The 23994-nt window shown below is 69.5% G+C and carries 21 protein-coding genes; 7 read left to right on the forward strand and 14 right to left on the reverse strand.

Going from position 1 to position 23994, the window contains the following annotated elements; genetic code table 11:
• Positions 1 to 2 precede the first annotated feature (2 nt).
• Together ACOGI9_RS03610 and ACOGI9_RS03615 are read right to left on the reverse strand one after the other, a co-directional pair.
• Complete coding sequence (locus ACOGI9_RS03610; RefSeq protein ID WP_419858523.1) at positions 3 to 617, reverse strand: Uma2 family endonuclease; 615 nt, start codon at positions 615 to 617, stop codon at positions 3 to 5.
• Between the two features lie 133 nt (positions 618 to 750).
• On the reverse strand, positions 751 to 1299 hold the full coding sequence (locus tag ACOGI9_RS03615) for a Uma2 family endonuclease (protein WP_419858524.1): 549 nt from the start codon (positions 1297 to 1299) through the stop codon (positions 751 to 753).
• Between the two features lie 191 nt (positions 1300 to 1490).
• On the opposite strand from ACOGI9_RS03615, the gene ACOGI9_RS03620 reads away from it, so the two are divergent.
• Both ACOGI9_RS03620 and ACOGI9_RS03625 read left to right on the forward strand, forming a co-directional pair.
• Entirely contained in the window at positions 1491 to 4712 is a 3222-nt protein-coding gene (locus ACOGI9_RS03620) for a VPS10 domain-containing protein (protein ID WP_419858525.1), read from the forward strand.
• Complete coding sequence (locus ACOGI9_RS03625) at positions 4709 to 6349, forward strand: amidase (RefSeq protein ID WP_419858526.1); 1641 nt, start codon at positions 4709 to 4711, stop codon at positions 6347 to 6349. Before ACOGI9_RS03620 ends, ACOGI9_RS03625 begins: the two co-directional genes overlap by 4 nt.
• A 39-nt stretch (positions 6350 to 6388) precedes the next feature.
• Here the strand turns inward: ACOGI9_RS03625 and ACOGI9_RS03630 are convergent, their stop codons facing one another.
• From ACOGI9_RS03630 to ACOGI9_RS03650, 5 genes are all read right to left on the reverse strand, one after another.
• Positions 6389 to 7177 (reverse strand): DUF4097 family beta strand repeat-containing protein, encoded by a 789-nt coding sequence (locus tag ACOGI9_RS03630; protein WP_419858527.1) that lies wholly within the window; start codon positions 7175 to 7177, stop codon positions 6389 to 6391.
• 27 nt (positions 7178 to 7204) lie between these two features.
• Entirely contained in the window at positions 7205 to 8074 is an 870-nt protein-coding gene (locus ACOGI9_RS03635) for a DUF4097 family beta strand repeat-containing protein (RefSeq protein WP_419858528.1), read from the reverse strand.
• The gene (locus ACOGI9_RS03640; protein WP_419858529.1) at positions 8074 to 8826 is read right to left on the reverse strand and encodes a zf-HC2 domain-containing protein; all 753 of its coding nucleotides are present in this window, start codon (positions 8824 to 8826) and stop codon (positions 8074 to 8076) included. Before ACOGI9_RS03640 ends, ACOGI9_RS03635 begins: the two co-directional genes overlap by 1 nt.
• An 8-nt stretch (positions 8827 to 8834) precedes the next feature.
• Complete coding sequence (locus tag ACOGI9_RS03645) at positions 8835 to 9416, reverse strand: RNA polymerase sigma factor (protein WP_419858530.1); 582 nt, start codon at positions 9414 to 9416, stop codon at positions 8835 to 8837.
• A gap of 79 nt (positions 9417 to 9495) precedes the next feature.
• Positions 9496 to 10392 (reverse strand): DMT family transporter, encoded by an 897-nt coding sequence (locus tag ACOGI9_RS03650; RefSeq protein WP_419858531.1) that lies wholly within the window; start codon positions 10390 to 10392, stop codon positions 9496 to 9498.
• A gap of 60 nt (positions 10393 to 10452) precedes the next feature.
• On the opposite strand from ACOGI9_RS03650, the gene ACOGI9_RS03655 reads away from it, so the two are divergent.
• Both ACOGI9_RS03655 and ggt read left to right on the forward strand, forming a co-directional pair.
• Positions 10453 to 11322 (forward strand): cyclase family protein, encoded by an 870-nt coding sequence (locus ACOGI9_RS03655; RefSeq protein WP_419858532.1) that lies wholly within the window; start codon positions 10453 to 10455, stop codon positions 11320 to 11322.
• Between the two features lie 89 nt (positions 11323 to 11411).
• On the forward strand, positions 11412 to 13148 hold the full coding sequence (gene ggt, locus ACOGI9_RS03660; RefSeq protein ID WP_419858533.1) for a gamma-glutamyltransferase: 1737 nt from the start codon (positions 11412 to 11414) through the stop codon (positions 13146 to 13148).
• A 32-nt stretch (positions 13149 to 13180) separates the two neighbouring features.
• Here the strand turns inward: ggt and ACOGI9_RS03665 are convergent, their stop codons facing one another.
• From ACOGI9_RS03665 to ACOGI9_RS03675, 3 genes are all read right to left on the reverse strand, one after another.
• A complete protein-coding gene (locus tag ACOGI9_RS03665; RefSeq protein WP_419858534.1) occupies positions 13181 to 13906 on the reverse strand; it encodes a hypothetical protein in 726 nt (241 codons plus the stop codon).
• The gene (locus ACOGI9_RS03670; protein WP_419858535.1) at positions 13903 to 14478 is read right to left on the reverse strand and encodes a PadR family transcriptional regulator; all 576 of its coding nucleotides are present in this window, start codon (positions 14476 to 14478) and stop codon (positions 13903 to 13905) included. The genes ACOGI9_RS03665 and ACOGI9_RS03670 overlap by 4 nt, the downstream gene beginning before the upstream one ends.
• 86 nt (positions 14479 to 14564) lie before the next feature.
• Entirely contained in the window at positions 14565 to 16226 is a 1662-nt protein-coding gene (locus ACOGI9_RS03675) for an N-acyl-D-amino-acid deacylase family protein (protein ID WP_419858536.1), read from the reverse strand.
• Between the two features lie 189 nt (positions 16227 to 16415).
• Here ACOGI9_RS03675 and ACOGI9_RS03680 point away from each other — a divergent pair, with 189 nt between their 5' ends.
• Positions 16416 to 17261: a prohibitin family protein gene (locus ACOGI9_RS03680; RefSeq protein WP_419858537.1), complete on the forward strand. Its 846-nt coding sequence runs from the start codon at positions 16416 to 16418 to the stop codon at positions 17259 to 17261.
• Positions 17262 to 17368: 107 nt separating this feature from the next.
• Complete coding sequence (locus ACOGI9_RS03685; protein WP_419858538.1) at positions 17369 to 18310, forward strand: PDZ domain-containing protein; 942 nt, start codon at positions 17369 to 17371, stop codon at positions 18308 to 18310.
• Here ACOGI9_RS03685 and ACOGI9_RS03690 read toward each other — a convergent pair.
• Both ACOGI9_RS03690 and ACOGI9_RS03695 read right to left on the reverse strand, forming a co-directional pair.
• A complete protein-coding gene (locus ACOGI9_RS03690) occupies positions 18255 to 19382 on the reverse strand; it encodes a PA0069 family radical SAM protein (protein ID WP_419858539.1) in 1128 nt (375 codons plus the stop codon). The two genes, ACOGI9_RS03685 and ACOGI9_RS03690, sit on opposite strands and share 56 nt — an antisense overlap.
• A gap of 160 nt (positions 19383 to 19542) precedes the next feature.
• Positions 19543 to 20163 carry a hypothetical protein gene (locus ACOGI9_RS03695; protein ID WP_419858540.1) on the reverse strand — a complete coding sequence of 207 codons (621 nt, stop codon included), beginning with the start codon at positions 20161 to 20163 and terminating at the stop codon, positions 19543 to 19545.
• Positions 20164 to 20354: 191 nt separating this feature from the next.
• On the opposite strand from ACOGI9_RS03695, the gene ACOGI9_RS03700 reads away from it, so the two are divergent.
• Complete coding sequence (locus ACOGI9_RS03700; protein WP_419858541.1) at positions 20355 to 22130, forward strand: amidohydrolase; 1776 nt, start codon at positions 20355 to 20357, stop codon at positions 22128 to 22130.
• On the opposite strand, the gene ACOGI9_RS03705 is transcribed toward ACOGI9_RS03700, so the two are convergent.
• Together ACOGI9_RS03705 and ACOGI9_RS03710 are read right to left on the reverse strand one after the other, a co-directional pair.
• Positions 22093 to 23202: a hypothetical protein gene (locus ACOGI9_RS03705; RefSeq protein ID WP_419858542.1), complete on the reverse strand. Its 1110-nt coding sequence runs from the start codon at positions 23200 to 23202 to the stop codon at positions 22093 to 22095. The two genes, ACOGI9_RS03700 and ACOGI9_RS03705, sit on opposite strands and share 38 nt — an antisense overlap.
• A gap of 7 nt (positions 23203 to 23209) precedes the next feature.
• Entirely contained in the window at positions 23210 to 23893 is a 684-nt protein-coding gene (locus ACOGI9_RS03710) for a hypothetical protein (RefSeq protein ID WP_419858543.1), read from the reverse strand.
• Positions 23894 to 23994 lie beyond the last annotated feature (101 nt).

The raw sequence follows: 23994 nt of genomic DNA on the forward strand, positions 1-23994 counted from the left end.
GATCAGAGGTCGGGCGCGAACACGGCTTCCAGGTCGATCGCACCTACCCATTCGGTTCCGGGCCTGACGGGGAGAATCTCCGTGAAGCGCTCGTGCGCACGCTCCTCGCCGAACCGCCACACGTCGACAGCGCCCTCGGCAGGGTCGACGATCCAGTATTCCCTCACGCCCTGCCGCTCGTAGAGCTCGAGCTTGATCGTGCGGTCGCGGCCGGCCGTGGAGGGAGAGAGGATTTCAATGACGAGATCCGGCGCTCCTCTCACCGACGCGTCTCCGATGATGCCGAGCCGTTCTCTCGATACGAACAGGAGGTCCGGTTGCACGCCCTCGCGGGTATCCGGGAACTCGACGCCAACGGGTGCGACCAGCAGTACGCCGCGGGGCCTAGTGAGCAGCGGACGCAGGGCGTCGTACAGGCGCAGCAGAAGGATCTGATGGCGCGGCGTGGGGGCGGGGGTCACGTAAAGATCGCCCTCGATCGCCTCGTAGCGATTGCCGTCGTCCGGCATCTGCTGGACGTCCTGCCAGGTGATCGAGGGAAGCGGCATGGTCGGCACATCATAGCTCCGGGCGGGGGTGAATCCAAAACGCCACCCGGTTATCCGCGCCGCCGTCACCCCGTGCTCAACGCTCTCGTTCGCGAAGGCCGATTTTATTTGATCGGGAACCCGCAAAATCACGCTGAATCTTCGTAAGTGCTGTTTTGGTAAGCACTTGTTTTCTTGATTGGTATTTGATCGGCGGGACCGTTTAGAAAGCCGGGGCGAACACGGATTCGAGATCGATCACGCCCACTTCCTCGGTTCCGAGCCTGACTGGGAGGGTTGTCGTGAAGCGCTCGTGCGCACGCTCGCTCCCGAACCGCCACACGTCGACGGCGTTCTCGTCGGGGTCGACGATCCAGTACTCCGGGACGCCCTGCCGCTCGTAGAGTCGCAGCTTGATGCTGCGGTCTCGGCTGGCCGTCGAAGGGGAGAGGATCTCGACGACGAGGTCGGGCGGCCCGACGATCCCGGCCTCCCCGATGATCCCCCGACGCTCGTCGGAAACGAACATGAGGTCCGGCTGAACGCCTTCTCCCGTCGCGGGGAACTCGACGCCGACGGGCGCCCAGAAGAGCTCGCCGCATTCCGGCTTGTGGAGGAGGGGTTTGAGGACTTCGTAGAGCGCCCTCGTCAGGCGATGGTGACGGATCGACGGGGCGGGGGTCATGTAGATGTCGCCCTCGATCGCCTCATAGCGATTGCCGTCGTCCGGCATCTGCTGGACGTCCTGCCAGGTGATTGAGGGAAGCGGCATAGTCGGCACATCATAGCTCCGGGCGGGAGTCGTCTCCAAGTCCGCGCCTATGATCGCCGGCTTCATCATCCCGCTCTCAACGCCCATTGCCGCGCGGGGCCGACAGGTCTTGTCAGCCGGGCTCCCCCGGCGCACCGTGTTTTCCCGGCAATTTTCCGGCATCCGTCCTACTCAACCCGGCGAGGCACCACATGCGCGTCCGACCCTTCTGCGCGTTCTTCGCGCTTCTCATCCTCTCACTTCCGGCCGTCGCGCCGCTGGCGGCGCAGGCCGCTCCCGATCCGGCCGCCTACGAGACGCTTCGGTGGCGGAACATCGGCCCGGAGGGGAACCGCTTCAGCGCGGCGGCGGGGATTCCCGGCCAGCCGTACACCTACTACGTGGGCGCGGCCTCGGGCGGGATCTACAAGACGACGGACGGCGGGGTGAACTGGGACGAGATGTTCGACGACCAGCCGGTGCAGTCGATCGGCTCGCTCGCCGTCTCTCCCACGGATCCCAACATCGTCTGGACGGGGACGGGGGAGGGGAAGATCCGCAGCCACATCTCCGTCGGGCAGGGCGTCTACAAGTCGACGGACGCGGGGGAGACGTGGACCCTCATGGGACTCGAACCCACCGGAAGGATCCCGCGCCTCGTCATCCATCCCGCAAACCCGGACATCGTCTACGTCTGCGCGCTGGGCCATTCCTACGGGCCGCAGCCGGAGCGGGGCGTCTACCGCACCACCGATGGCGGAGAGAGCTGGGAGCACGTCCTCTTCATCGACGAGGACACGGGGTGCTCGGATATCGCGATGGACCCGTCGAACCCGCGCATCCTCTTCGCCGGCACGTGGCAGCTCGAGATCCACACCTGGGGGCGGACGAGCGGCGGTCCGGGCGGGGGCCTGCACGTGTCGCGCGACGGCGGGGACACGTGGGAGAAGCTGAACGGACCGGACAACACGATCGGCCTGCCGAAGAAGCCGGTGGGCAAGGTGGCCGTGGCGGTCGCGCCATCGAACCCGCAGCGGGTCTATGCGATGCTGGAGACGGGGGACGGGATTCCGTGGGACGGCGAGCCCACCGAGGACGGCCAGTTGTGGCGCTCGGAGGACGGGGGCCGCACGTGGTCGCTCATCACCCGCAACCGGAACGCGATGGGGCGGCCGCACTACTACTCGCGCGTCGTGATCTCGCCCGATGACGAGGACGAGGCCTACTTCCTCACCGCCTCCTTCACGGTGTCGACGGACGGAGGGCGCACGCTGGACGTGACGCCGCGCCCGCGGGCGCCCGGCGGCGACCACCACGACATGTGGATCGACCCCACGAACCCGGACCGCATGATCGTGGCGCACGACCAGGGCCTCTCGATTTCGATCAACCGCACCAGAACGTGGTTCCGGCAGCGGCTCACGAACGCGCAGATGTACCACGTGACGGTGGACAACGCGGTCCCCTACAACGTGCTCGGGAACAAGCAGGACGAGCCGACCTATCGCGGCCCCAGCAACAGCCGGATCCTCGGCGTGCGGGGCATCAACCACATCCCGCGCGGCATGTGGCACCACGTCGGGGGCGGCGAGAGCGGCTTCGCCACCCCGGACCCGACCGATCCGAACATCGTGTGGTCCTCGGCCTCGGGGTCGGGAATGGTGGGGGGGATCGTCGTCCGCTACGAAGAGGAGCGGCGGCAGTACCGCGCCGTCGAGGTATGGCCCGAGCAGAGCCGCGGGCCGGCCTCCGGCGTCCGCTACCGCTTCATCTGGGACGCCCCGGTCCACATCTCCCCGCACGACAACGAGACGGTCTACGTGGGGAGCCAGCACGTACACCGCACCCGGAACCGCGGGCAGAGCTGGGAGGTGATCAGCCCGGACCTGACGCTGAACGACCGTAGCCGGATGGGGCTCTCGGGCGGGCTCACGGGCGACAACATCGGGGTCGAGTACGCGGGCACCGTGTTCGGGATCGCGGAGTCGCCCATCGAGGCGGGCCTCATCTGGGCCGGCACGAACGACGGCAAGCTCCACATCACGCGTGACGGCGGGGAGAACTGGACGGACGTCACGGGCAACGTCGACGGGCTGCCGGAGTGGATCGCCGTGCGCAGCATCGCGCCCTCGCGCTACGACGCAGGCACCGCCTACATCGCGGCGGACGGCCACCAGGTGAACATCCGCGACCCGCACGTCTACCGGACACGCGACTTCGGCGCCTCGTGGGAGAAGATCGTCGACGGCATCCCGCCCAGCATGCTGAGCTACACGAAGATCATCATCGAGGACCCGGTGCGGTCGGGACTCCTCTACGTGGGGACGGAGAACGCGATCTACGTCTCCTTCAACGACGGGGACGACTGGCAGCCGCTGCAGAACAACCTGCCGGCGGCGCCCGTGTCGGGGATCGTGATCCAGGAGCACTTCAACGATCTCGTCGTGGGCACGTACGGGCGCGGGTTCTGGATCTTCGACGACCTGTCGCCGATCCAGCAGTTGACGCCGGAGGTGATGGCCTCGGCCTCGCACCTGTTCGCGCCGCGCGACGCGTACCGCTTCCGGCCGATCACGCCCCCCTCGATCCCCTATGACGATCCCACGATCGGAGAGGATCCGGAGTACGGGGCCTCGATCAACTACTGGCTCGCGGCGGCGGCCTCCGAGGCGCCGACGATCGAGATCCTCGACGGTGGGGGGACGGTCGTGCGCACGCTGGAGGCGCCGAACCGCGCGGGCGTGAACCGGATCCACTGGGACCTGAGGGACGAGACCAACGATCCGATACGGATGCTCACTTCGCCCAGGTACGCCGAGCACATCGAGGTCGGGGAAGAAGGGCGGCCGGCGCCGGGCGGGGCGCAGATCTCGGTGCTGATGCCGCCGGGACAGTACACGGTGCGGCTCACGGTGGACGGGGCGACGCACGAGCAGCCGCTCACGGTGCTGAAGGACCCGCATTCCGCGGGGACGGAGGCGGACATCGCCGAGCAGCTCGCGTTCATCCGCGAGGTGCGGGAGGACGTCGTGCGGGCGGGCGAGGCCGTGCACCGCGTGGAGGCGATGCGCGTCCAGCTCGGGACGCTGTCCCGGTTCGCGGAGGACGAGGATCTCTCCGCGTCGGTCGAGGACCTGCGGCAGAAGCTCATCGACCTGCAGGAGACGATGGTCGACCTGCGCCTCACGGGTCAGGGCCAGGACGGGGTGCGGTTCGAGGCGCGGCTCCTCCAGAAGCTCGGTTACCTCGTCGGCGCGCTGGCGATCGCGGACTTCCGCCCCACGGACCAGCAGGTGGAGGTGAAGGCGCTGCTGCGCGAGCAGCTCGAGGCGCACCTGGCCGAACTCGAGGAACTGGTGAGGACGGACGTCGCGGCGCTCAACGAGACGCTGCGCGGCCTCGGCATGCTCATCATCACGGACGACGCGCCATGATAGACCGTCGCGGCTTCATCGGAGCCAGCGTTGCCGGCGGACTCGGCGTGGTGGCCGCGGCCTCGGGCTGCGCGCCGGAAGGAGGGTCCGACGGTCCTGCCGCCGGCGACGCGGACGGCGCTGCGGCCGTGCCGCCGTTCGAGCTGGACGAGGCGACGGTCGAACAGCTCCAGGCGAGCATGGCGTCGGGCGAGCGCACGGCCCGCTCAATCGCGGAACTGTACCTCGCACGCATCGAGGCGCTGGACGGGCAGGGGCCCGAACTCCGCTCGATTATCGAGACGAACCCCGACGCGCTCGCGATCGCCGATGAACTGGACGCCGAGCGGGCGGCCGGGAACGTGCGCGGGCCGCTGCACGGCATCCCCGTCGCGCTCAAGGACAACATCGACACGCACGACCGGATGACGACGACGGCGGGTTCGCTCGCGCTGGAAGGCTCGATCCCCCCGCAGGACTCGTTCGTGGCTGCCCGGCTGCGCGAGGCGGGGGCCGTCATCCTCGCCAAGGCGAACCTCAGCGAGTGGGCGTACTTCCGGGGTGTGCGTGCGACGTCCGGCTGGAGCGCGCGCGGGGGGCAGTGCCGGAACCCCTACGCGCTCGACCGCAACCCGTGCGGCTCGAGTTCCGGCTCCGGCGCCGCGGCGTCGGCGAACCTGTGCGCGCTCACGGTGGGGACGGAGACGGGCGGTTCCATCATGTGTCCCTCCTCGAGCAACGGCATCGTGGGCATCAAGCCGACCGTCGGGCTCTGGAGCCGGTCCGGGGTCATCCCCATCTCCCATTCACAGGACACGGCGGGACCCATGTGCCGGACGGTCCGCGACGCGGCCGCCCTGCTCGGGGCCTGCACGGGCGTGGACCCGCGAGATCCCGCCACCGCGGCAAGCGAGGGACGCGCGCACACCGATTACACGCAGTTCCTCGATCCGGTGGGGCTTGAGGGCGCTCGCATCGGGGTCGTGCGCAGCTTCCCCGGCTTCGACCCGCGCGTGCTGGCGCTGTTCGACGAGGCCGTCGAGGCGATGCGGGCCGAGGGGGCGGTCATCATCGACCCCGCCAACATGGACGCGGCGGCGTGGAACGACCCGCTCTCACTCGTCCTGCTCGAATACGAGTTCAAGGCCGACCTGAACGCCTACCTGGCCGGGCTGGGTCCGGACGCCCCGGTGAAGAGCCTGGCGGAGGTCATCGAGTTCAACGAGCGGAACGCCGACCGGGAGATGCCGCACTTCGGCCAGGAACGCCTGATCGCGTCCCAGGCGCGCGGGCCGCTCACGGACCCCGAATACCTGAACGCTGTCGCCACCATTCAGCGCGCGAACCGGGAGGATGGGATCGACCGCCTGGCGCGCGAGCACGACCTGGATGCGATCGTCGCGCCGACGCGCGACCTCCCGTGGCCGACCGACCACATCAAGGGGGACCGGCTCGATGGGGGATCGTCGGCCGCGCCCGCCGCGATCGCCGGCTACCCGGACATCACGGTGCCGATGGGATTTGTGCGCGGTCTCCCGACGGGCGTCTCGTTCTTCGGCCCCGCCTGGACCGAGCCCACGCTGCTGCGGATCGCCTACGCCTACGAGCAGGCCACGAACGAGCGCCGCGCCCCGACGTTCGCCCCAACGCTCGGCTGAGCCGGGACTCGGCGTCGCGTCGGACGCCCGCCGGTAGCGTCAGCCTCCGCGGACGAGGGTGATGCCGCCGTTGACCGTGCCCAACTCGATTTCCGGTCCTCCCGCGCCGATCTCGCCGGAGGCCGACTTCGGTCCCCAGCGCCCGCGGATCGTGAGCGGGAACTCCGTGTCAATTGCTCCGTTGACCGTCCGGATTGAGACGTCCGCATCGATCCCATCGGGCAGGACGAGGCGGATTCCTCCGTTTACCGTGATGAAACTGAGATCGTCCGAGGGCTGACTCGCCAGCCGCGCCTCGATCGAACCGTTGACCGTGGTTGCGGACACCGCCCCCGCCCCCACGACCGAGATGCCCCCGTTGACGGTTCGCGCCTCGACTTCGTCAGAGATTCCCTGCGCTTCGATCTCCCCGTTGACGGTTCGCGCCTCCAGGTCGACGCCAGGTGGGACCTCGACGGTGAAGTGGACCTTCACATCGTTGTCGCGGACGTTCATCTCGTAGTCGCCTTCCCGCCCGCACCGGTTCGGGTCGCGCCCGCGCCTCGACGGGTAGACGGCGCAGATGAGGACGCCGCGCCGGTCCTCGACGACCTCGATGCGGACCGAGTCCGGATCGTCGTCGTCCCACTCCTTCGTGGCCCGCACGCGGACCTGGCCGCCGCTCGCCGCGCTCGCCGTGACGGAGCCGTTCACGCCCCGGATCGCAATCGCGTCTCCGGGATCGACGGACCCCTGCCATTCGAAGTCCTGGGCCCGCGCTTCCGCCGCCCCCAGGCACACCAGCCATGCCGCCGCCGCGGCGAGTTGTCGCACTGTATTCCGCATCACGCTGCTCCCGATTTCGTGGGTTCGTAGCTATTTCGTGGGTTCCTCACTGTCGAGGTCGGGGGTACGCTCCCCCGGGCGAACGAGGAGGATGTCTCCGTCGAACGACTTCAGCGTCACCGCGGCCGAGCCGTCGCCGACCGTGAACTCTCCTCCCCGCACGCTGCCTCCCTGGAACTGGACGGGGAACGATGGGACGAGTTCTCCGTCGAAGGTGGACACGGAGATGCGGGCGCCGGCGTTCTCCGGGACGGCGAACGTTACATCGCCGTCGTGAGTGCTGAGCGAGTAGCTGCCGTCGCCGTGAAGGGCGCCGTCGTACCAGACGTCGCCGTCCACCGTGGCGACCGAGATGGCGCGCGTGTCGGCGTTCGTGACAATGATGTCGGCGTCGATGCCGCTGATGCTCATCGCTCCCGCGACCTGATCGAGCCACACGTCGCCGTCCGTCACGCTGACCGTCGCGGCTCCGGTGTTCGACACCGTCACGGAGCCGTCCAGCGTGGCGACGCTGACGCTGGCGGCCCCGTCGATCTCCACGTCTCCGTCGGCGGTTCTCACGGCCACCGCGCCGCGGACGACGCCGGCGACCGTGACGTCGCCCTCGTGTCCGACCACGCTCACGTCGACATCCTCGGGGAGGTAGATGAGGAGGTCCGCGCCGTCGCCGCTCGGGCTGGCGCCGAGCCGGATCGTGCCGCCCGAGGATTGCACGCGAATCCGGCCGTCATCGTCGTCGAGCACGACCCGCGCCTCGCGGCTGGCCGCGCCCATCACGCGGATGTCTCCCTCTCGGTGTTCGATCTCGATGCGCACGCCCTCGGGCACCACGAACGTCGTGTCGCGCGCTCCGGGGCTCGTCGCTGCGAGAACGGCCAGGACCACCGTCGCCGGGACCATCAGTCGGTCGCCGCGAGTTGAACGGCCTGGGCAAGGAACTCCGACTTGCGTCGCATCGTGTTCTCCATGTGTTGCTGGATGTAGGGATCATCGGGCAGTTCGAGCAGCGCCGCGCGGGCGTCCTCGATGGCGCGGTCGATCGTCACGAGCGCGCGGCGGATGCGCGCCACGGTCTCCGGCGGCAGCGGCCGCTCCGAGTCGAACAGCACGCGTTCGAGTTCAGCGATCAGGCGGGCGTATTCCTCGGCGCTCGATCCTTCGTCTTGCAGCGTCGAGGCGCTTTGCACGGCCGGCGGCAGGAGCGACGGAGCGCCGAATCCCGAGGAGGTGCCCGCCGTGCCCGGGATCCCGGCGATGTCGTCCCGCGTCACGGCCGTCCACACGAGCGCCCCGGAGAGCCACGCCAGCGCGATGCCGGCCGCGAGTTGCGGCGCGAAACGCGCGATGCGGCTGGCGGATGGCCGGCGCCGGGCCGGCGCTTCGGAGGTGTCGGGCGCCACGCCCGCGAGCCCGGCGGGCCGGACGCCGATCCGCGCCGCGATTTCGGGCCAGAGGTCCTCGCCCGGTTCGCGCGGTCCGAGGCTCGCGGCCCGGTCCACCACGGCCTCGAGTTCGGCGAGCGTCCGGGCGCAGTCCTCGCACCGCTCCAGGTGCCGCTCGATCAGGACCTCCTCCTCGGCGCCGAGGCTGCCGTCGAGGTACTCCGAAAGACGGTCCCGAAAGCGATCCTTCCGCTGTTCTCGATCTGTCATCGGTTCAACTACCTCTCCAGGTGCCGTCTCAGAATCATCCGCGCCCGGTGCAGCTGGGACTTGGACGTGCCGGCCGTGATGTCCAACTGCTCGGCGATCTCGCGGTGCTTGTAGCCCTCGACGTCGTGCAGCACGAAGACCTCGCGCGCCCCATCCGGGAGCCGTTCGAGCGCGACCTCGAAGTCGAGGCGGATCTCGATGCTGTCGTGCCGCGCCCGGGCCACCGCCAGTGGAATCTCGTTCGCCATCTCCCGTTCCCGTTGCAGCTTCAGCGCTCGCAGCCGGCTGCACAGGAGGTTCACCGCCAGCCGGTACAGCCACGAACTGAAGGCCGATTCGCCGCGGAACGTCCCGAGCTTCTCCCACGCTCGAACGAAAACATCCTGCGTGAGTTCGTCCGCCCGTTCGCTCCCGGCCATTCGGCACGCGAGTCCATAGACCCGCGACACGTGGGCGCGGTAGAGGCGCTCGAACGCCTCGGCATCCCCGAACGTCGCCGCCCGCACGTCCGCCTCGACGCCGGCGGAAGGCTGCCCCTCCGCCCGCGCGTCCGATCCGTGCTCCCGGGATTTGCCGTTCGGTTCGATCACGTCCTGGTCCGCGTTCCTGTGTCGATCTTGAGACGCGCCCTTTGCGCGAAAGGTTGGAGTGCCGCCCGCCGTCCGTGCATCAGGGGTGGCCATCGGCGATGTCCGACGGGATGTCCGAGCGAGGCTCCAGCCGGAGCGAGAGGACTCCGGCGAGGATGAGCGCGGCGCCGAGCCACTGTCCGACCGAGAGGCGGTCGCCGAGCACGGCGGCGGCGAGCGCGAGCGTCACGGCGGGCTCCATGGTGGCGGCGGTCGCCGCCCGGCCTGGCCCGATCCACTGGATCCCGATGAGGAACGCCGTGATGGGGACGGCGGTCGAGAAGAGGCCGATCGCGCCCAGGAGGAGCAGCGGCGCGGGCGCGAGCGGCACGCCGATGCCCCCCGTGGCCAGACCGGCTGCCGAGATCGCGATGGCGGTGGACGTCAGCGCCGTGGCCGTGGCGGAGATGGGCGGCAACCCGGCGAAGACCCCGTGGCTCCTCACGATCCACAGGGCCAGGAACACGACCGCGAGCACGATGAGTCCCACGCCCAGCGGATCGCCCCCTCCGAATCCGGTGCCGACGGTCAGCGCGCACCCGGCGGTCGTGAGCGCCAGCGCGGCGATGCGGCGCGGGGTCAGCCGTTCGCCGACCCAGAACCGCGCCAGGAGTACGGTCATCGCCGGATAGCTGAACAGGACGAGCGTCGCGACCGAGGCCGGCAGGCGGTCGAGCCCCAGCATGTAGCACGCCGCATTGAATGCGTACAGCAGACCGAGCAGGACAAGGCCGGGCAGTCGTCCCCGTGGGGGCCGGGGCCGCCCGGTGGCGACCACGAAGATCCACAGCAACCCGCTCCCGAGCAGGAAGCGCCAGGCCAGCAGCGGCAGCACCTCGACGCCCTCCGCGAGTGCGAGCTTGGCGAAGATCGGCAGGGCCCCATACCCGAGGGACGCAAGGAATACGACGAGGAGGCCCCGAGTGATCTTGCGCATGGGCGAATCTCGCTTCGTCAACCGCGAGTCGCCACTTTCAGGAGAGAAGGGAGAAGAGTCATGGCGATTTCGGAGCTTTCGCGCGCGGCGGCCGCCGCCCTCGTCGCGGGCGCGGCGGTGGCCTGTTCGGTGTGGGTGGAGACGCCCGGCGACACGCCGGCCGCCGCGGAGGACGCGGGCGACGAAGCTCCGGGACCGCTAGACCTGGAGGGCTACGACCTCGTCGACCTCAGCCACGCCTTCGGCGATGAGACGGTCTACTGGCCGACGGACACCGCCGGGTTCGCGCTGCACGAGTTGGCCTTCGGCGAGACCGAAGGCGGCTACTTCTACTCCGCCTACTCCCTGGCCACGGCCGAACACGGCGGCACCCACATCGATGCCCCCATCCATTTCCTCGAGGGAGGGCCCGACGTCGCGTCGATCCCGCTCAGGCGGCTCATCGGCCCGGCGGCGGTGATCGATGTGACCGCCCAGGCGGCCGCGGACGCCGACTACCGGCTGACCGTCGCCGATGTGGAGGCGCACGAGGCGGAGCACGGTCCGATCGAGCCCGGGAGCATCGTCCTCCTTCGGACGGGGTGGAGCGCCCGCTGGCCCGACGCCCTCTCGTACCTCGGCGACGACACGCCCGGCGATGCCTCGCAACTCCACTTCCCGAGCTACGGCGAGGCCGCCGCGCGTCTCCTCGTCGAGGAGCGCGGGGCCGCGGCCCTCGGCGCCGACGTGGCTTCCATCGACTACGGGGCATCCACCGACTTCATCGTCCACCGGATCGTCGCCGCGGCGAACGCGCCCGGCCTCGAGAATCTCACGAACCTCGACCGGCTTCCGGCCCGCGGCGCGACCGTCATCGCCCTGCCGATGAAGGTCTCGGGCGGATCGGGCGGCCCCCTGCGCGCGGTCGCGCTCGTGCCGCCTTCGAACTGATCGCCTACTCTTTCCGACCGCGCGCAGCCGTCCGACATTGCGCGCGGTCGCCGGACATTCCCCGCGAAACCCGTAGAGGAGGCGCCCTCATGCCCCGGAAGCACGCGTTTGCCGCCCGAACCCTCGCCCTTTGCGTGTTCAGCACCATGGTCGTCCTCGCGCCGCTCGCGGCCCAGTCGGGTCGCATGGCGGCGCCGTCGCGGGGAGGCATGGTCGTGAGCAGCCATTACCTCGGCTCGGAAGCGGGCCGGGAGATCCTCGACAAGGGCGGGAACGCGGTCGATGCCGCCGTCGCCACGGCCTTCGCCCTCGCCGTGACCCTGCCCTCGGCCGGCAACGTGGGGGGCGGCGGGTTCCTCGTGTATCACGGGGCGGACGGGGAAGTGACGACGTTCAATTTCCGCGAGAAGGCGGCGCTCGCGGCGACGGAGCGCATGTACCTGGGCCCGGACGGCGAAGTCCGGGACAACTCGAACCACATCGGCCTGCTCGCCATCGGCGTGCCCGGCACCGTGGCCGGGATGTGGAAGGCGCACCAGCGCCTGGGCCGACTGCCGTGGGCGGATCTCGTCGAGCCCGCGATCCGGCTGGCCGAAGACGGCATGCCCTCCACGTGGGCGATGCAGAACTGGCTCCGCTCCCTGCCCGGCCGGGCGGGGCCGCTCTATGACGCGACCCGCGCGGCCTTCCTCAAGGACGGCGTTCGCATGTACGAGCCGGGGGAGACCTTCCGGCAGCCGGACCTGGCCGAGACGCTGCGCCGCATCCAGAGCGACGGGCACGACGGCTTCTACCGCGGCAAGACGGCGAAACTGCTGGCCGACTTCATGGCCGAGCACGGAGGGCTGATCACGGAGGAGGATCTGGCGCGCTACGAGGCGGACGAGTTGACTCCGATCCACGGGACATACCGGGGCTACGACGTCTATTCGATGCCGCCGCCGAGTTCCGGCGGCACCGGGCTCGTGGAGATGCTCAACATCCTCGAGGGGTACGACCTCGCCGAGATCGGACACAACTCGGCGCTCTACCTGCACCTTCTCACCGAATCGATGCGGCGCTCCTACGCGGACCGGGCGCTCCACCTCGGAGACCCGAAGTTCAATCCCGACATGCCGATCGAACGTCTGACCTCCAAGGAATACGCCGGTCGCCTGCGGGCGAGCATCGACATGGAGAGGGCCTCGAGGAGCGATTCGGCGGCCTTCAACGGGGCCTTCCTCCAGGCGAGCGAGGAGACGACCCACTACTCCGTCGTGGATTCCGAGGGGAACGCGGTCTCGGTCACCTACACGCTCGAGTTCGGCTACGGGTCGAGCATCGTCGTCCCCGGCGCGGGTTTTCTGCTGAACAACGAACTCGGCGACTTCAACGCGGTCCCGGGCCGCACGAATTCACGCGGCACGATCGGGACGCCGCCCAATCTCGTGGCGCCCGAGAAGCAGCCGCTGTCCAGCATGACGCCGACGATCGTCGCGCGGGATGGCCGGCCGGTGCTCGCGATCGGGAGTCCGGGGGGGCGGACGATCATCAACACCACGCTGCAGGTCGTGCTCAACGTCGTCGACCACGGGATGACCGGGTCGCAGTTCGGCCGGGCCATCGAGTCGCCCCGCATCCACCATCAGTGGCTGCCCGACGTGACCTCGTTCGAGGAGTGGGGCTTCTCGCCCGACACGAAGCGCCTCTACGAAGGCATGGGACACGTGACGCGGACCCGGGGCGGACAGGGGCAGGCGATGGGGATCTACATCGACTGGGACACGGGACTCCGTTGGGGCGCCTCCGACAGCCGCGCCTTCGACGGCGGCGCCCGCGGAAACTAGCTCCGGGCGACACCGGCGCCGGGCGCGTGGCGTCATGACGTCGAGGTGAATTTCCGCCGATAGCGCCGGGTCCAGAGGACGATGGCCGGAACGCCGACCGCGGTTGGGAGCAGCCACGGCACGAGGGCGAACGGTCCCGCGATCGCGTAGTCCCACAGGCGCGGCGCGCCGAAGACGGCGAACGCGGTGTGGAACGCGATGCCACCCGCCAGCATCGACGCCATGTGGCTGTAGAACCAGCCCATCGGCTCCTGGCCGGGCTTTCTCATGAGTTGCAGCATGCGCGACCCCGTGAGGAGGCCGATCGGACTCAACCCCAGCAGGATCGGCGAGACGCTGGACCACAGCCCGAGCGCGAACGCGATGACGGTGACGCTCCCCGCGATGGATGCCCAGGCGAGGACTTCGTGGAACGGCGTCCGCAGCGTTTCCGGCACCCGTCGTGTGGCCACGGCCCGCATCGCCTGGCGCACCGCCGCGAACGTCGTCACGCCGAGGTAGCCGAGAAACAGGGGGAGGCCGTACAGGTCGGGCCGTTCCGCCACGCCGATACCCTGACTCAGCTGGGACGCGAACCGTCCCGCCGCCAGAACGACCGCCGACAGCGTCACCACGTAGGCGCACCACGTGTAGACGAGCCCGGCCCGCACGTGCGCCCGGCCACCCTTGCGGGCGAACACCGGGATCCAGAACGCGACGAGACCGAGGAAGCCGGCCGCCACATGTATCGGGAGGAGAGCTGCGAGCAGCGGGATCATGACGCGTCTTCCGGTGGGGAGGCGAGCCGCCGGTCGATGGCCGCCAGGGTCAGGTCGCACCAGGTCACCTTCGCACCGATGGAATCGATGCCCATGCGCAGCGTCGCGAAGCGGTGAAACCCGTCGTCGCTGTACCGCTCCGGCCGGTCACCGTGAGCCGCGAGGATCCTCCGTTCGATCGCCCGCAGTTCCGCGAGCCGGCCCGCGAGATGGTCGCGCAGGTCCACCATGAAGGCACGCGTCTCGCGGAGGTCGTCGGCCGCGCTCATGAAGTAGAGCTGCGCGAGGTAGGCGAACCGTTCGACTCCGACCACCGGCCCGCTGCGCACCCAGCGCCGCAGTTCCGCCCGCCCCTCCCCGGTCAACGTGTAGACGCGGCGGTCCGGTCCCTTCGGGGAAGGTTCGAGCCGGCTTCGGAGCAGCCCCCGCTCTTCGAGGCGCTTGAGGGTGGGGTAGATCTGGCTGAGTTCGGCCGACCAGAAGTGCGCGACGGTCTCGCTGAAGGCGTCCTTCAGGTCATACCCGCTCGCCGGCTCCCGCAGCAGGCCGAGAAGGATGTGATCGAGGCTCATGGGGCCGTCCAGGGTTCGCTATATCAGTAACGATATAGTATACTATATAAGCCCTGCTATACCCTGGTCAACACTGCGCGGAGAGGTCAGCGGGAGGGGCCCTCCCAGCCGGGGCCCCGGACCACGCGCCCGGGCGTGGCGCCCGTCGGCTCCTCGCCCGACAGGACCTGCACGCCGTTCACGAACACGTCGCGCACGCCCGTCGCGAGCTGGTGGGGATCCTCGAACGTCGCGTGATCCGCGATCGTGGCGGGATCGAAGATCACGACGTCGGCGAAATACCCGGGCGCGAGCCGGCCGCGCCCTTCCAGCCTGAGGTTGGCGGCCGGCAGCGACGTGAGTTTCCGGATCGCCTCCTCCAGCGGGATGATGCCTGCGTCGCGCACGTACCGGCCGAGGAGCCGCGCGAAGTTGCCGTAGGCGCGCGGGTGCGTGCTCGAGCGCACGAAGGGTTCCTCGGGGGCGAGCGATCCCGCGTCGGATCCGTAGCTCACCCACGGAATCGCGATCTGACGCCGCACGTTGTCCTCGGACATCATGAAATAGACCGTCCCCACGCGGCTGTCGTCCTGCACGACGAGGTCCATCGCGGTCTCCTCGATGCCCGTGCCCCGCGACTCCGCCACGTCGGCGAGCGTCCGGCCCGTGAGATACTTGAGGGAATCCTGCCGGAAGCCGACGAGGAGGGCGCGGTCGGGGGAGCCGGCCGCGAGCAGCAGGTTCTCCCACTCGTCCGTGGGCGTCCGCATCTCCGCCGCGATGCGCTCGCGGGTCTCGGGGTCGCGGAGCCGCTCGATCATCGCCGCGTGCCCGCCCTCGTGAATCCACGGCGGCATCGCCGCGTCGAGCCCCGTCGAGCCGGCCGTGTAGGTGTACATGTCGGCCGTGATCTCGAGTCCCTCCTCGCGGGCCCGCTCCACGCGCTCGATGACCTCGTCCAGCTTCGCCCAGTTGTCGCTTCCGGCGGCCTTCAGGTGGTAGATCTCCGCCCGCACGCCGGCTTCCCGGGCGATCGCGATCAGTTCGTCCACGGACTCGATGAGCCGGTTCCCCTCGCTCCGCAGGTGGGAGATGTAGCCGCCGCCGAACTCTCCGGCCGCGCTCGCGAGGGCGATGAGTTCATCGGTGTCGGCGTAGAAGGCCGGCGCGTAGATGAGGGACGATCCGACGCCGACGGCACCCTCGCGCATCGCGTCCCGCACGAGGTCCTGCATCCGCCCGAGCTCCTCGGGCGTCGGGGGCCGGTCCTCGTGGCCGATCTCGTGCACGCGCACGGTCGTGGCCCCGACGTACGAGGCCACGTTGGTCGCGACGCCGCGTTCGACGAGGTGGTCCAGGTATTCGCCGAGCGAAGTCCACGGAACTTCGAAGCGCACGTCACCCTGACGGGCGAGCATGTCCGCCTTCATCTCCGGATTCAGCGGTCCCATGGAGTTGCCCTCGCCGAACACCTCGAGCGTGACGCCCTGGCGGATGTCGCTCAGCGAACGCCCGTCGACGATGAGCGATTCGGTCGCCCACGAGAGCATGTTGATGAAACCGGGGGACACCGCGAGCCCCGCCGCGTCGATCGTCGTGCCGGCGGAGGCCGAGGCGAAGTCTCCGATGCCCGCGATCGTGTCGCCGGCGATCGCCACGTCCGCCGTGCGCGGCGGATCTCCGGAACCGTCGTAGACCGTCCCCCCGCGGATGAGGACATCGTAATCGGGGGCGGGGGCCGAGCAGCCCCACGCAACCGCCGGTGCCATCAGAGCCGCGCGAAACATCTGTCGAATCACGAATGATCCTCCCGCCAGGAGTGTAGTTGCGGACGTACGGTCCGGCCCGCGAGGTGGGACGGGCGCGACCGGGCGCGTATCTTGCTACAAACGCACGTACGATACCGTCCGCGCGGCCTCGCCGCCCGCGGGCACTGTCTCGGTTTTGGGAGGACGAGAATGGCTCAATCAGTGAAATCGCTTCGCATCGGCACGGTGGCCGCCGTCGCCGGAGTTCTCTTCGTACTCATCCTGTTCGTGTTCGGCTTCAACCGCGTCGACGAGTACGAGGTGGCGGTCAAGCGGAACCCGGTGACGGGCGCCGTGGCGCCCCGCCCGTACACGCAGGGGCTGTACCACAACGTCCTGCGCTCGTGGACGAACTATCCGCTGCGCGAAGTCCAGTACCCGGCCGGCGGACAGGCCGAGCGCCTGGACGCCCTCACCTCGGACCAGCTCCAGATCGCCGTCGACGCCGCCTACCGCTACCGCATCAACGCGGACAGCGCCGTCCACCTCTATCTCACGGTGGGGAACGAGAACGCCGTCGCCTCGTTCGTCTACAACACGTATCGCTCCGCCATCCGGGACGCGATCGCGGAGATCGAGGCTTCGGACATCCTGTCCACCACGCGGGCGGGCATCTCCGGCCGCATCGAGGCTCTGATGACGGACCGCCTCAACCCGCGCGGCCTCGAGATCACCGATTTCTTCGTGCGCGAGGTCGTGCCGCCGGAGACGATCCGCCAGGCGATCGAGGCCAAGCTGTCGCGCGAGCAGCAGGTGCAGTCCGAGGAGTACCAGACCCAGGTCGTGGTCGAGCAGGCGAACCAGCAGCGCGCCGAGGCCGAGGGAATCCGGGATGCGCAGGACATCATCGCGGAGAGCCTCGCCGGCATCTCGGGCCAGCGCTACCTGTACTGGCGCTACCTGGAGATGCTCGGGCGGATCGGCGAGGGGAACAACAACATGGTCATCGCGCCGACCGAGGGAGGCATCCCCCTCTTCTTCGCCCCGGACCGCTAGCCCGGGCAACCGACCCCCCTCCCCGGAGTGTCCGACCCCTCAGGAAACGAAGGCCGAAACGAAGGCCGCGATTCACCACCTGGGGGAACGGTCCCGAGGGAGGATACATGAAGAACTGGAGAGATTCGCTCGCCATCGGGCTTGCGTTGGCGCTGGTTGCCGGGCTGTCCTCGGGCCTGGCGCCGGCCGCGGCCCAGGAGGAGGATGAGGACGAGGGGCGCGAACAGGTCCGGATCGCCTTTTCCGGGGGTGGCGCATACCTCGGCGTGCAGATCCTGGATGTCGACGGGGAGCGCGCCTCGAACCTCGGGATGTCGCGCCCGTACGGTGTCTACATCGACGGGGTCATGGACGGCGAACCCGCTTCGGAAGCCGGCATCGAGGAGGGCGACGTGGTCGTGGCCTGGTACGGCGAGCGCGTCGAGAGCGTGGCGGAGCTTCGGCGGCTGCTGAGCGAAACGCCGCCCGGGCGCGTCGTGGACCTCACCGTGCTGCGCGACGGAGCGGAGCGCGACGTGTCCGTCGAACTTGCCGAGCGCATGGGCGTCTTCTCGGGGACCGGTGGCATGACGTTCGTTTCTCCGCAGATCGACCTCTCGCGCCGCGTGGTTGACGCTTCGCGGGAAAGGGCGCGCGCCGCGGAGCTTGCCGAGCGGGCGCGCGAAATGGAGGTCCGGGTTCGGGAGGCGCAGGAAGGCGTGGCCGAGGGGTTGAGTCGCGTCTTCTACCTGTCGGGTCGGCCGCGACTCGGCGCGAACACGCAGAGCCTGGGCGACCAGCTGGCGGAGTACTTCGGTGTGGAGGGCGGCGTCCTCGTCACCTCCGTCCACGAGGACACGCCGGCGGCGGAGGGCGGCCTGCGGGCGGGCGACGTGATCGTCGGACTCGGCGACGAGGACGTCGACGACCCCAGCGACCTGCGCCGGGCCCTCGCGGATCTCGAGCCGGGGGAGGTGTCGCTCCGCATCGTCCGCGACGGCGTGGAGCAGACGCTCACCGTCGAGTTGGAGGACGAGCGTCCGCTGAGGTGGCGGCGGGGGGCATACTAGTCTGGTCGAACAGGCCCAGTTGGGGGCCGGCCCGCGGCGGCCGGAAGTGTTCCGCCGACAGGTCGTAGTCGCGCGGCTCGATCCCGTGCTTCGCACGCGCGAGTGAGAAGAGCCGCGCGACCTGTTCGGCGAACGGGCCGCGCCCGCGCATCCGCTCGCCGAAGCTCGACGCATAGAGGCTCCCGCCTCTCAACGACCGCATGCGGTTGAGCACCTTCGGTGCCCGGTCCGGACAGTTGCGTCGCAGCCAATCCTCGAACAGGGCCGCGACCCCGAACGGAAGGCGAAGCATGATGTAGATCGCCCGCCCCGCCCCCGCCTTCGCCGCCGCCGCCAGAATGGCCGGGATCTCATGGTCCGTGAGTCCGGGAATCACGGGCGCGACGTTCACGCCCACCGGGATGCCCGCATCCGCCAGCCGCGCGATTGCGTCGAGCCGCCGCTCGGGGGTAGAGGCCCGCGGCTCCATCTTTCGCTGCAACGAGCGGTCCAGCGTCGTGATGGAGAGTTGGACCCGCACCGCATCGTAGCGCGCGAGTTCACGCAGGAGGTCGATGTCCCGCGTCACGCGGTGGTGCTTGGTCACGATCCCGACCGGGTTCCGGGCTTCGGCCAGCACCTCGAGGCAGCGGCGCGTGATCCCGAGGCGGCGCTCCACAGGCTGGTACGGGTCCGTTACTCCGCTGAGCACGAGCACCTGCGGCTTCCAGCGCGGCGACGCCAGTTCGCGTCTGAGCAGCGCCGGGGCCTCCGGCTTCGCCAGGATCCGGCTCTCGAAGTCGAGTCCCGCGGAGAGCCCGAGGTACTCGTGCGTGGGTCGCGCGTAGCAGTACGAACATCCCGTCTCGCAGCCGCGGTACGGGTTCAGGCTGGCGTCGAAACCGAGGTCGGGACTGTGGTTGTAGGAGATGATCGAGCGGGAGCGGTCCTCGAGAATCTCCGTCCCGGGATCCGGATCGGACGCGAGCGTCCAGGCCTCCCGTTCGACCGCGAGAGGGAGGAAGCGGTTCGCCGGGTTGTGTGCGCTTCCGCGTCCCCGGATCGAGCGTCGCGGCTCCGAAACTCCGAGCATCGCCTCCCGCTTGATGTATTTCGGTTTCTATTCGGTATTGGCAGGCATTATGGCGAACGTGCGGTCGGAGGGTCAAGTCCGGCGCGTCTCCCCGGCCCGTCTCCCCGGCCCGTCGCGCCGGGGGGACAGCGACACTACGGTGGCTGCGTCTCGCCGACGTCTAGAAGCTGATGCCCAGCCGGAGGGTCAGGGCGTCGTGCCGCGGCTTTCCATCGCCCCGGAGTACCTGCGACCCGATGGCGACACCGGACTCCATCAGCGAGCCGATCCCGAATCCGTAGCGCACCTCGGGCCAGAGCCGGAAACCGACGTCGAGTTCGAGGCCGACTCCGAATTCCGCACGAACCGGGCGCGCCGTGAGGAGGTCGTCCACGCCCGAAAACGTGCTGGACGGGAAGGTCAGGACGGGTCCGCCCAGCACGTAGGGCTGAACGGCCGGCAGGGGGAGCCGGATGCGGAAGTCCAGCGGGATTTCCAGCATGTCGATGTCGAACCGGACCTGTTCGTCGCCGGCCATCGCGACGAGTTCCGGCATGCGGTGGTAGATGAGCGCCGGCCGGACGGAGAAGGTCGCGAGATTGACGTTCAGGAACACCCCGACGTGATACCCATCGGTGAAATCCGTCAGATCGAATCCGTTCTCCGGCAGGAATTCCGCGAGCGTGTCGCGATTGTAGCCCGCGAGGATGCCGATCTGGGCCTCGGCCGCCGTGGGAAGGGCGCACACGAGACCCAGCGCGAGGCCGGCTCCCCACCTTCCTGCGTTGCGCTTTATCCCCATTGCGTCGGTCCTCTCTTACCTCGTTTGCGGAAGATCCGAGGAGCGCCCGGGACCCCGCGGGCGTCGGCGGAAAGTACCCGCGCGGGCTCGGGCGGGGTAGCCGAAAGGGCGGATCCCGCGCGAGTCCTGTGCGCCACGAATGACGGGCCGCTATGATGAGCCGAACCGCTCACAGCGAGGCCAGGTACGCCATGATTCGACATCGCGAAGCTCCGTCCGTTTTCGTCCGACCGTTTCTTCTTCTGGCCGTCGCGGCCTGCGCGACCGACGCCGGGGATTCGGCGGAAGCAGGTGGCGCGGCGGCCGCGGATCCGCCCGCGGGCGTGGCCGAACTCGTCCTCACCAACGGGAAGATCGCGACCCTGGCGGGCGAGGGCGGGGAAGTGGTCAGCGCGCTCGCGTCGCGGGAGGGGCGGATCGTAGCCCTCGGCGCGGACGACGACGTCTCCGGATGGATCGGGGAGGGCACCGAAGTGATCGACCTTGGGGGCCGGCTCGCGATCCCGGGGTTCATCGAAGGCCACGGTCATTTCATGGGCCTGGGGAACGCACGCATGATCCTCGACCTGACGACCGCCGACACCTGGGATGACATCGTCAGCCTGGTGGGCGAGGCGGCCTCGAGCGCGGAGCCGGGCGCCTGGATCAGCGGCAGGGGATGGCACCAGGAGAAGTGGAGCGAGGCGCCGGATCCCATGGTCGAGGGGCAGCCGGTCCACGACGGCCTCAGCGCGGTGAGCCCCGCCAATCCGGTCATTCTCACGCACGCGAGCGGTCACGCCTCGTTCGTGAACGCGAGGGCGCTCGAACTGGCCGGGATCGACGCCGATACGCCCAACCCTCCGGGCGGCGAGATCGTGCATGACGAGACGGGGCGGCCCACCGGCGTCCTGAGGGAGACCGCGCAGCGCCTGGCGCGGGCGGCGTTCGCCGAGGAGGAGGCGAACCGCTCCGAGGTCGAGCGTGAGGCGCGGGCGCGCGAACAGGTACGGCTCGCGAACGAGGAACTGCTTCGGAAGGGAGTCACGAGCTTCCAGGACGCGGGCTCCGGCTTCGGGACGGTGGACCTGCTGAGGACGCTCGCGGACGAGGGCGCACTGCCCGTGCGGCTCTACGTGATGCTGCAGGGCGGGATGGCGACGCTCGAAGGGCGGCTGGACGAGTACTACATGGTGGGACACGGGGGCGACCGGCTCACCGTGCGGTCGATCAAGCAGGTCGCGGATGGGGCGCTCGGATCGCACGGCGCCTGGCTGCTCGAGCCCTATGCGGACATGCCATCCTCCATCGGCCTGCCGACGACGCCGCCCGAAGAGATCGAACGCATCGCGCGGCTGGCGATCGAGCGGGGCTATCAGGTCAATACGCACGCGATCGGCGACCGCGCGAACCGCGAGGTGCTCGACCTGTACGGGCGCACCTTTGCGGACCACGCGGAGATGAGCGACCTGCGCTGGAGGATCGAGCACGCGCAGCATGTCAATCCGGCGGACATTCCGCGCTTCGCCGAACTCGGGGTCATCGCCTCCATGCAGGGCGTCCACGCCTGCTCCGACGGTCCCTGGGTCGTCCTCCGGCTCGGGCCGGGCCGGGCGCGCTCGGGCGCCTACGTGTGGCGGGACTTCATGCGGGCCGGAGTCGTCGTGACGAACGGGACGGATGTCCCGGTCGAGGACGCGGACCCCCTGGCGAGCTTCCACTGCACCGTCACGCGCGTGATCGAGGGTGGCGACACTTTCTTCGAGGAGCAGGCGATGACGCGGGAGGAGGCGCTGCGTTCCTATACGTGGGCCAACGCGTACGCCGCGTTCGAGGAAGACCTCAAGGGGACGCTCGAAGTCGGGAAGCTGGCGGACATCACCGTCCTGTCCCGGGACATCCTAACGATTCCGGCCGACGAGATCCTCGAGACCGTGGTGGACTACACGATCATCGGCGGTCGCACGGAGTACAGCCGGGGGAGCTGACGGCCCCGTGTTCGATCTGGCTGCGGAGGACCCAGGCGTAGTCGGCGGCGAATAACGCCTCCCGGGGATCGGCGGCGGGCCAGTCCTCCAGCGGGATGAAGGCGCCGGCGATGGAACCCATGCCGCCGTCCTCGATCGCCGAATCGAACGGGTTTCGGTACTCGACGGTGATCCGGTAGCGGTGCTGCGGGACGACGGGGACGCCCACGCCGCGCCCCCGGTGCGTGAGCGCCGGGATCTCCACGACGTGTCCATCCTCATCGAGCCTGGGCCGGATGTCGTACAGCACCTCGCCGGTCGACAGGTTCTCGAAACGGAGCCGCGAGGCGTGCGCGTGGAGATGACCGCCGAGACCGATGATGAGCCCGCGGATCGCGGGACTCGCATCCCATGTCTTGACCGACCGCCCGGGCGGAAGGTCCCAGGCCTTCGTCGCGGAGACCTCGGGGTACATCGCGTCGAGATGAAACGGCGCAACCGGGTAGACGGGCAGGCGGGCGAGGCGCTCGTATTCGAGCGTCAGGTGGACGGTGACGCCCTCGTAGTCCGCTTCCGTCGGATTGTGCAGCATGGTGAGCGCGAGGAATCTCGAACCGCCCTCCATCGGAATGCCGAACAGCCATCCGGGGAAGCTCACGGGCCGCGTCTCATGGCTCGCCGCCAGGACGCGCAGCATGATCGGCAGGAACAGCTCCCGCCGCCCGGGGTCGAGCAGATTCATGTGGTGCAGCACGACGCGCGGGACCGGCTGGCCGTCCCCGTCGATGATGTGCGTGCGATAGCCGCGGATCGTCAGGTCGAAGGGGATGACGCCTTCCTGCACGGGCAGTTGCGCCATGTGATGGGATGAGCGGGCGGGGAGGTCGATCGGCCCGAGGATGACCGCGAGTTCCTTGCGTTCGGGGTCATCCTCGACCCGGATGCTTGCCGTCGACGTGGTCGGCCGGACGTCTTCGGGCGAGGCGGCGTGGCCCGCATGCATGTCCTGCGCGAATACGGCAGGGACGGCGCCCGCCAGCGAGGCCGCCGCCAGCATCCCGGCCGCCGCGGCCCGCCGGCCCCGGCGCGTCACGGGGGGGCTACCGGCCGCCCTCGAACTTCTGCAGATCCTCCAGCAGATCGAGCAGCTTCTCGAGCCGTTTCTTGATCTTCTCCCGGTCGAGGTTGGCATCGACATCCAACCGGACCTCCGCTTCATCGAGCGCGGATCCCGTCTCTGCGGCCCTGAGGGCGAACGTCTCCCCGTGTCGCGCGGCGCGCAGCCTGACGTCCCCCTCGGACGACCCGGCCGGGGCCTTCACGGTCCGGTCGATCCAGAGTCCCCCGTGTCGCGTCGGCGACGGGGCTCGCGCGGCGATGCGCATCGCACCGAGTCCCTCCACCCGCGCGACCCGCGCCCCGGCCACATTGGATCTCGCATCCATCCGGATCGTGATGCGGCCATCGTCGAAGACGGCCACGTCGGCCGGACCGTGCGCCGCGCGGTGCCCGAGGCGGTCCAGCCAGGCCCCGACGGCGCGCTCGATGCCTCCGTTGATCCGCCCGGCAGTGTGTGCGGTGCGGCGCAACTGCTCCGCGGCGAACCGGGGGGCGCGGAGCGAGCCCGGCGGATCCGCCCGTTCGACGAGCTCCGCGATCCCCTCCAGAGTCGCCGTACTCGCCTTCGCCGGCCCCGGCACGCTCGCGAGGTGGGAAAGGGCGGCCCAGACACAGATCGCGAGGGCCCAGAGGGTGAAGGCGGCGGCGACTCTTCGAATGAACATCACGTGGGCTCCAGGGGGAAGGTCGAGTGTCCGCGATCTTCTAACGTACGCCCGGGCGCGGGCTCAGGTTCCAACCCATACGACCGGGTCCCGATCCGAAA

It is taken from the genome of Candidatus Palauibacter irciniicola, from assembly GCF_965208695.1.
Classification (GTDB): Bacteria; Gemmatimonadota; Gemmatimonadetes; order Palauibacterales; family Palauibacteraceae; genus Palauibacter; species Palauibacter irciniicola.

Bases quoted from the DNA above. Each gene is read 5' to 3' on its own strand.
- ACOGI9_RS03615 (WP_419858524.1), bottom strand. From the start codon at position 1,299: ATGCCGCTTCCCTCAATCACCTGGCAGGACGTCCAGCAGATGCCGGAC.
- ACOGI9_RS03620 (WP_419858525.1), top strand. From the start codon at position 1,491: ATGCGCGTCCGACCCTTCTGCGCGTTCTTCGCGCTTCTCATCCTCTCA.
- ACOGI9_RS03625 (WP_419858526.1), top strand. From the start codon at position 4,709: ATGATAGACCGTCGCGGCTTCATCGGAGCCAGCGTTGCCGGCGGACTC.
- ACOGI9_RS03635 (WP_419858528.1), bottom strand. From the start codon at position 8,074: ATGGTCCCGGCGACGGTGGTCCTGGCCGTTCTCGCAGCGACGAGCCCC.
- ACOGI9_RS03640 (WP_419858529.1), bottom strand. From the start codon at position 8,826: ATGACAGATCGAGAACAGCGGAAGGATCGCTTTCGGGACCGTCTTTCG.
- ACOGI9_RS03650 (WP_419858531.1), bottom strand. From the start codon at position 10,392: ATGCGCAAGATCACTCGGGGCCTCCTCGTCGTATTCCTTGCGTCCCTC.
- ACOGI9_RS03655 (WP_419858532.1), top strand. From the start codon at position 10,453: ATGGCGATTTCGGAGCTTTCGCGCGCGGCGGCCGCCGCCCTCGTCGCG.
- ggt (WP_419858533.1), top strand. From the start codon at position 11,412: ATGCCCCGGAAGCACGCGTTTGCCGCCCGAACCCTCGCCCTTTGCGTG.
- ACOGI9_RS03665 (WP_419858534.1), bottom strand. From the start codon at position 13,906: ATGATCCCGCTGCTCGCAGCTCTCCTCCCGATACATGTGGCGGCCGGC.
- ACOGI9_RS03670 (WP_419858535.1), bottom strand. From the start codon at position 14,478: ATGAGCCTCGATCACATCCTTCTCGGCCTGCTGCGGGAGCCGGCGAGC.
- ACOGI9_RS03675 (WP_419858536.1), bottom strand. From the start codon at position 16,226: ATGGCACCGGCGGTTGCGTGGGGCTGCTCGGCCCCCGCCCCCGATTAC.
- ACOGI9_RS03680 (WP_419858537.1), top strand. From the start codon at position 16,416: ATGGCTCAATCAGTGAAATCGCTTCGCATCGGCACGGTGGCCGCCGTC.
- ACOGI9_RS03685 (WP_419858538.1), top strand. From the start codon at position 17,369: ATGAAGAACTGGAGAGATTCGCTCGCCATCGGGCTTGCGTTGGCGCTG.
- ACOGI9_RS03690 (WP_419858539.1), bottom strand. From the start codon at position 19,382: ATGCTCGGAGTTTCGGAGCCGCGACGCTCGATCCGGGGACGCGGAAGC.
- ACOGI9_RS03695 (WP_419858540.1), bottom strand. From the start codon at position 20,163: ATGGGGATAAAGCGCAACGCAGGAAGGTGGGGAGCCGGCCTCGCGCTG.
- ACOGI9_RS03700 (WP_419858541.1), top strand. From the start codon at position 20,355: ATGATTCGACATCGCGAAGCTCCGTCCGTTTTCGTCCGACCGTTTCTT.
- ACOGI9_RS03710 (WP_419858543.1), bottom strand. From the start codon at position 23,893: ATGTTCATTCGAAGAGTCGCCGCCGCCTTCACCCTCTGGGCCCTCGCG.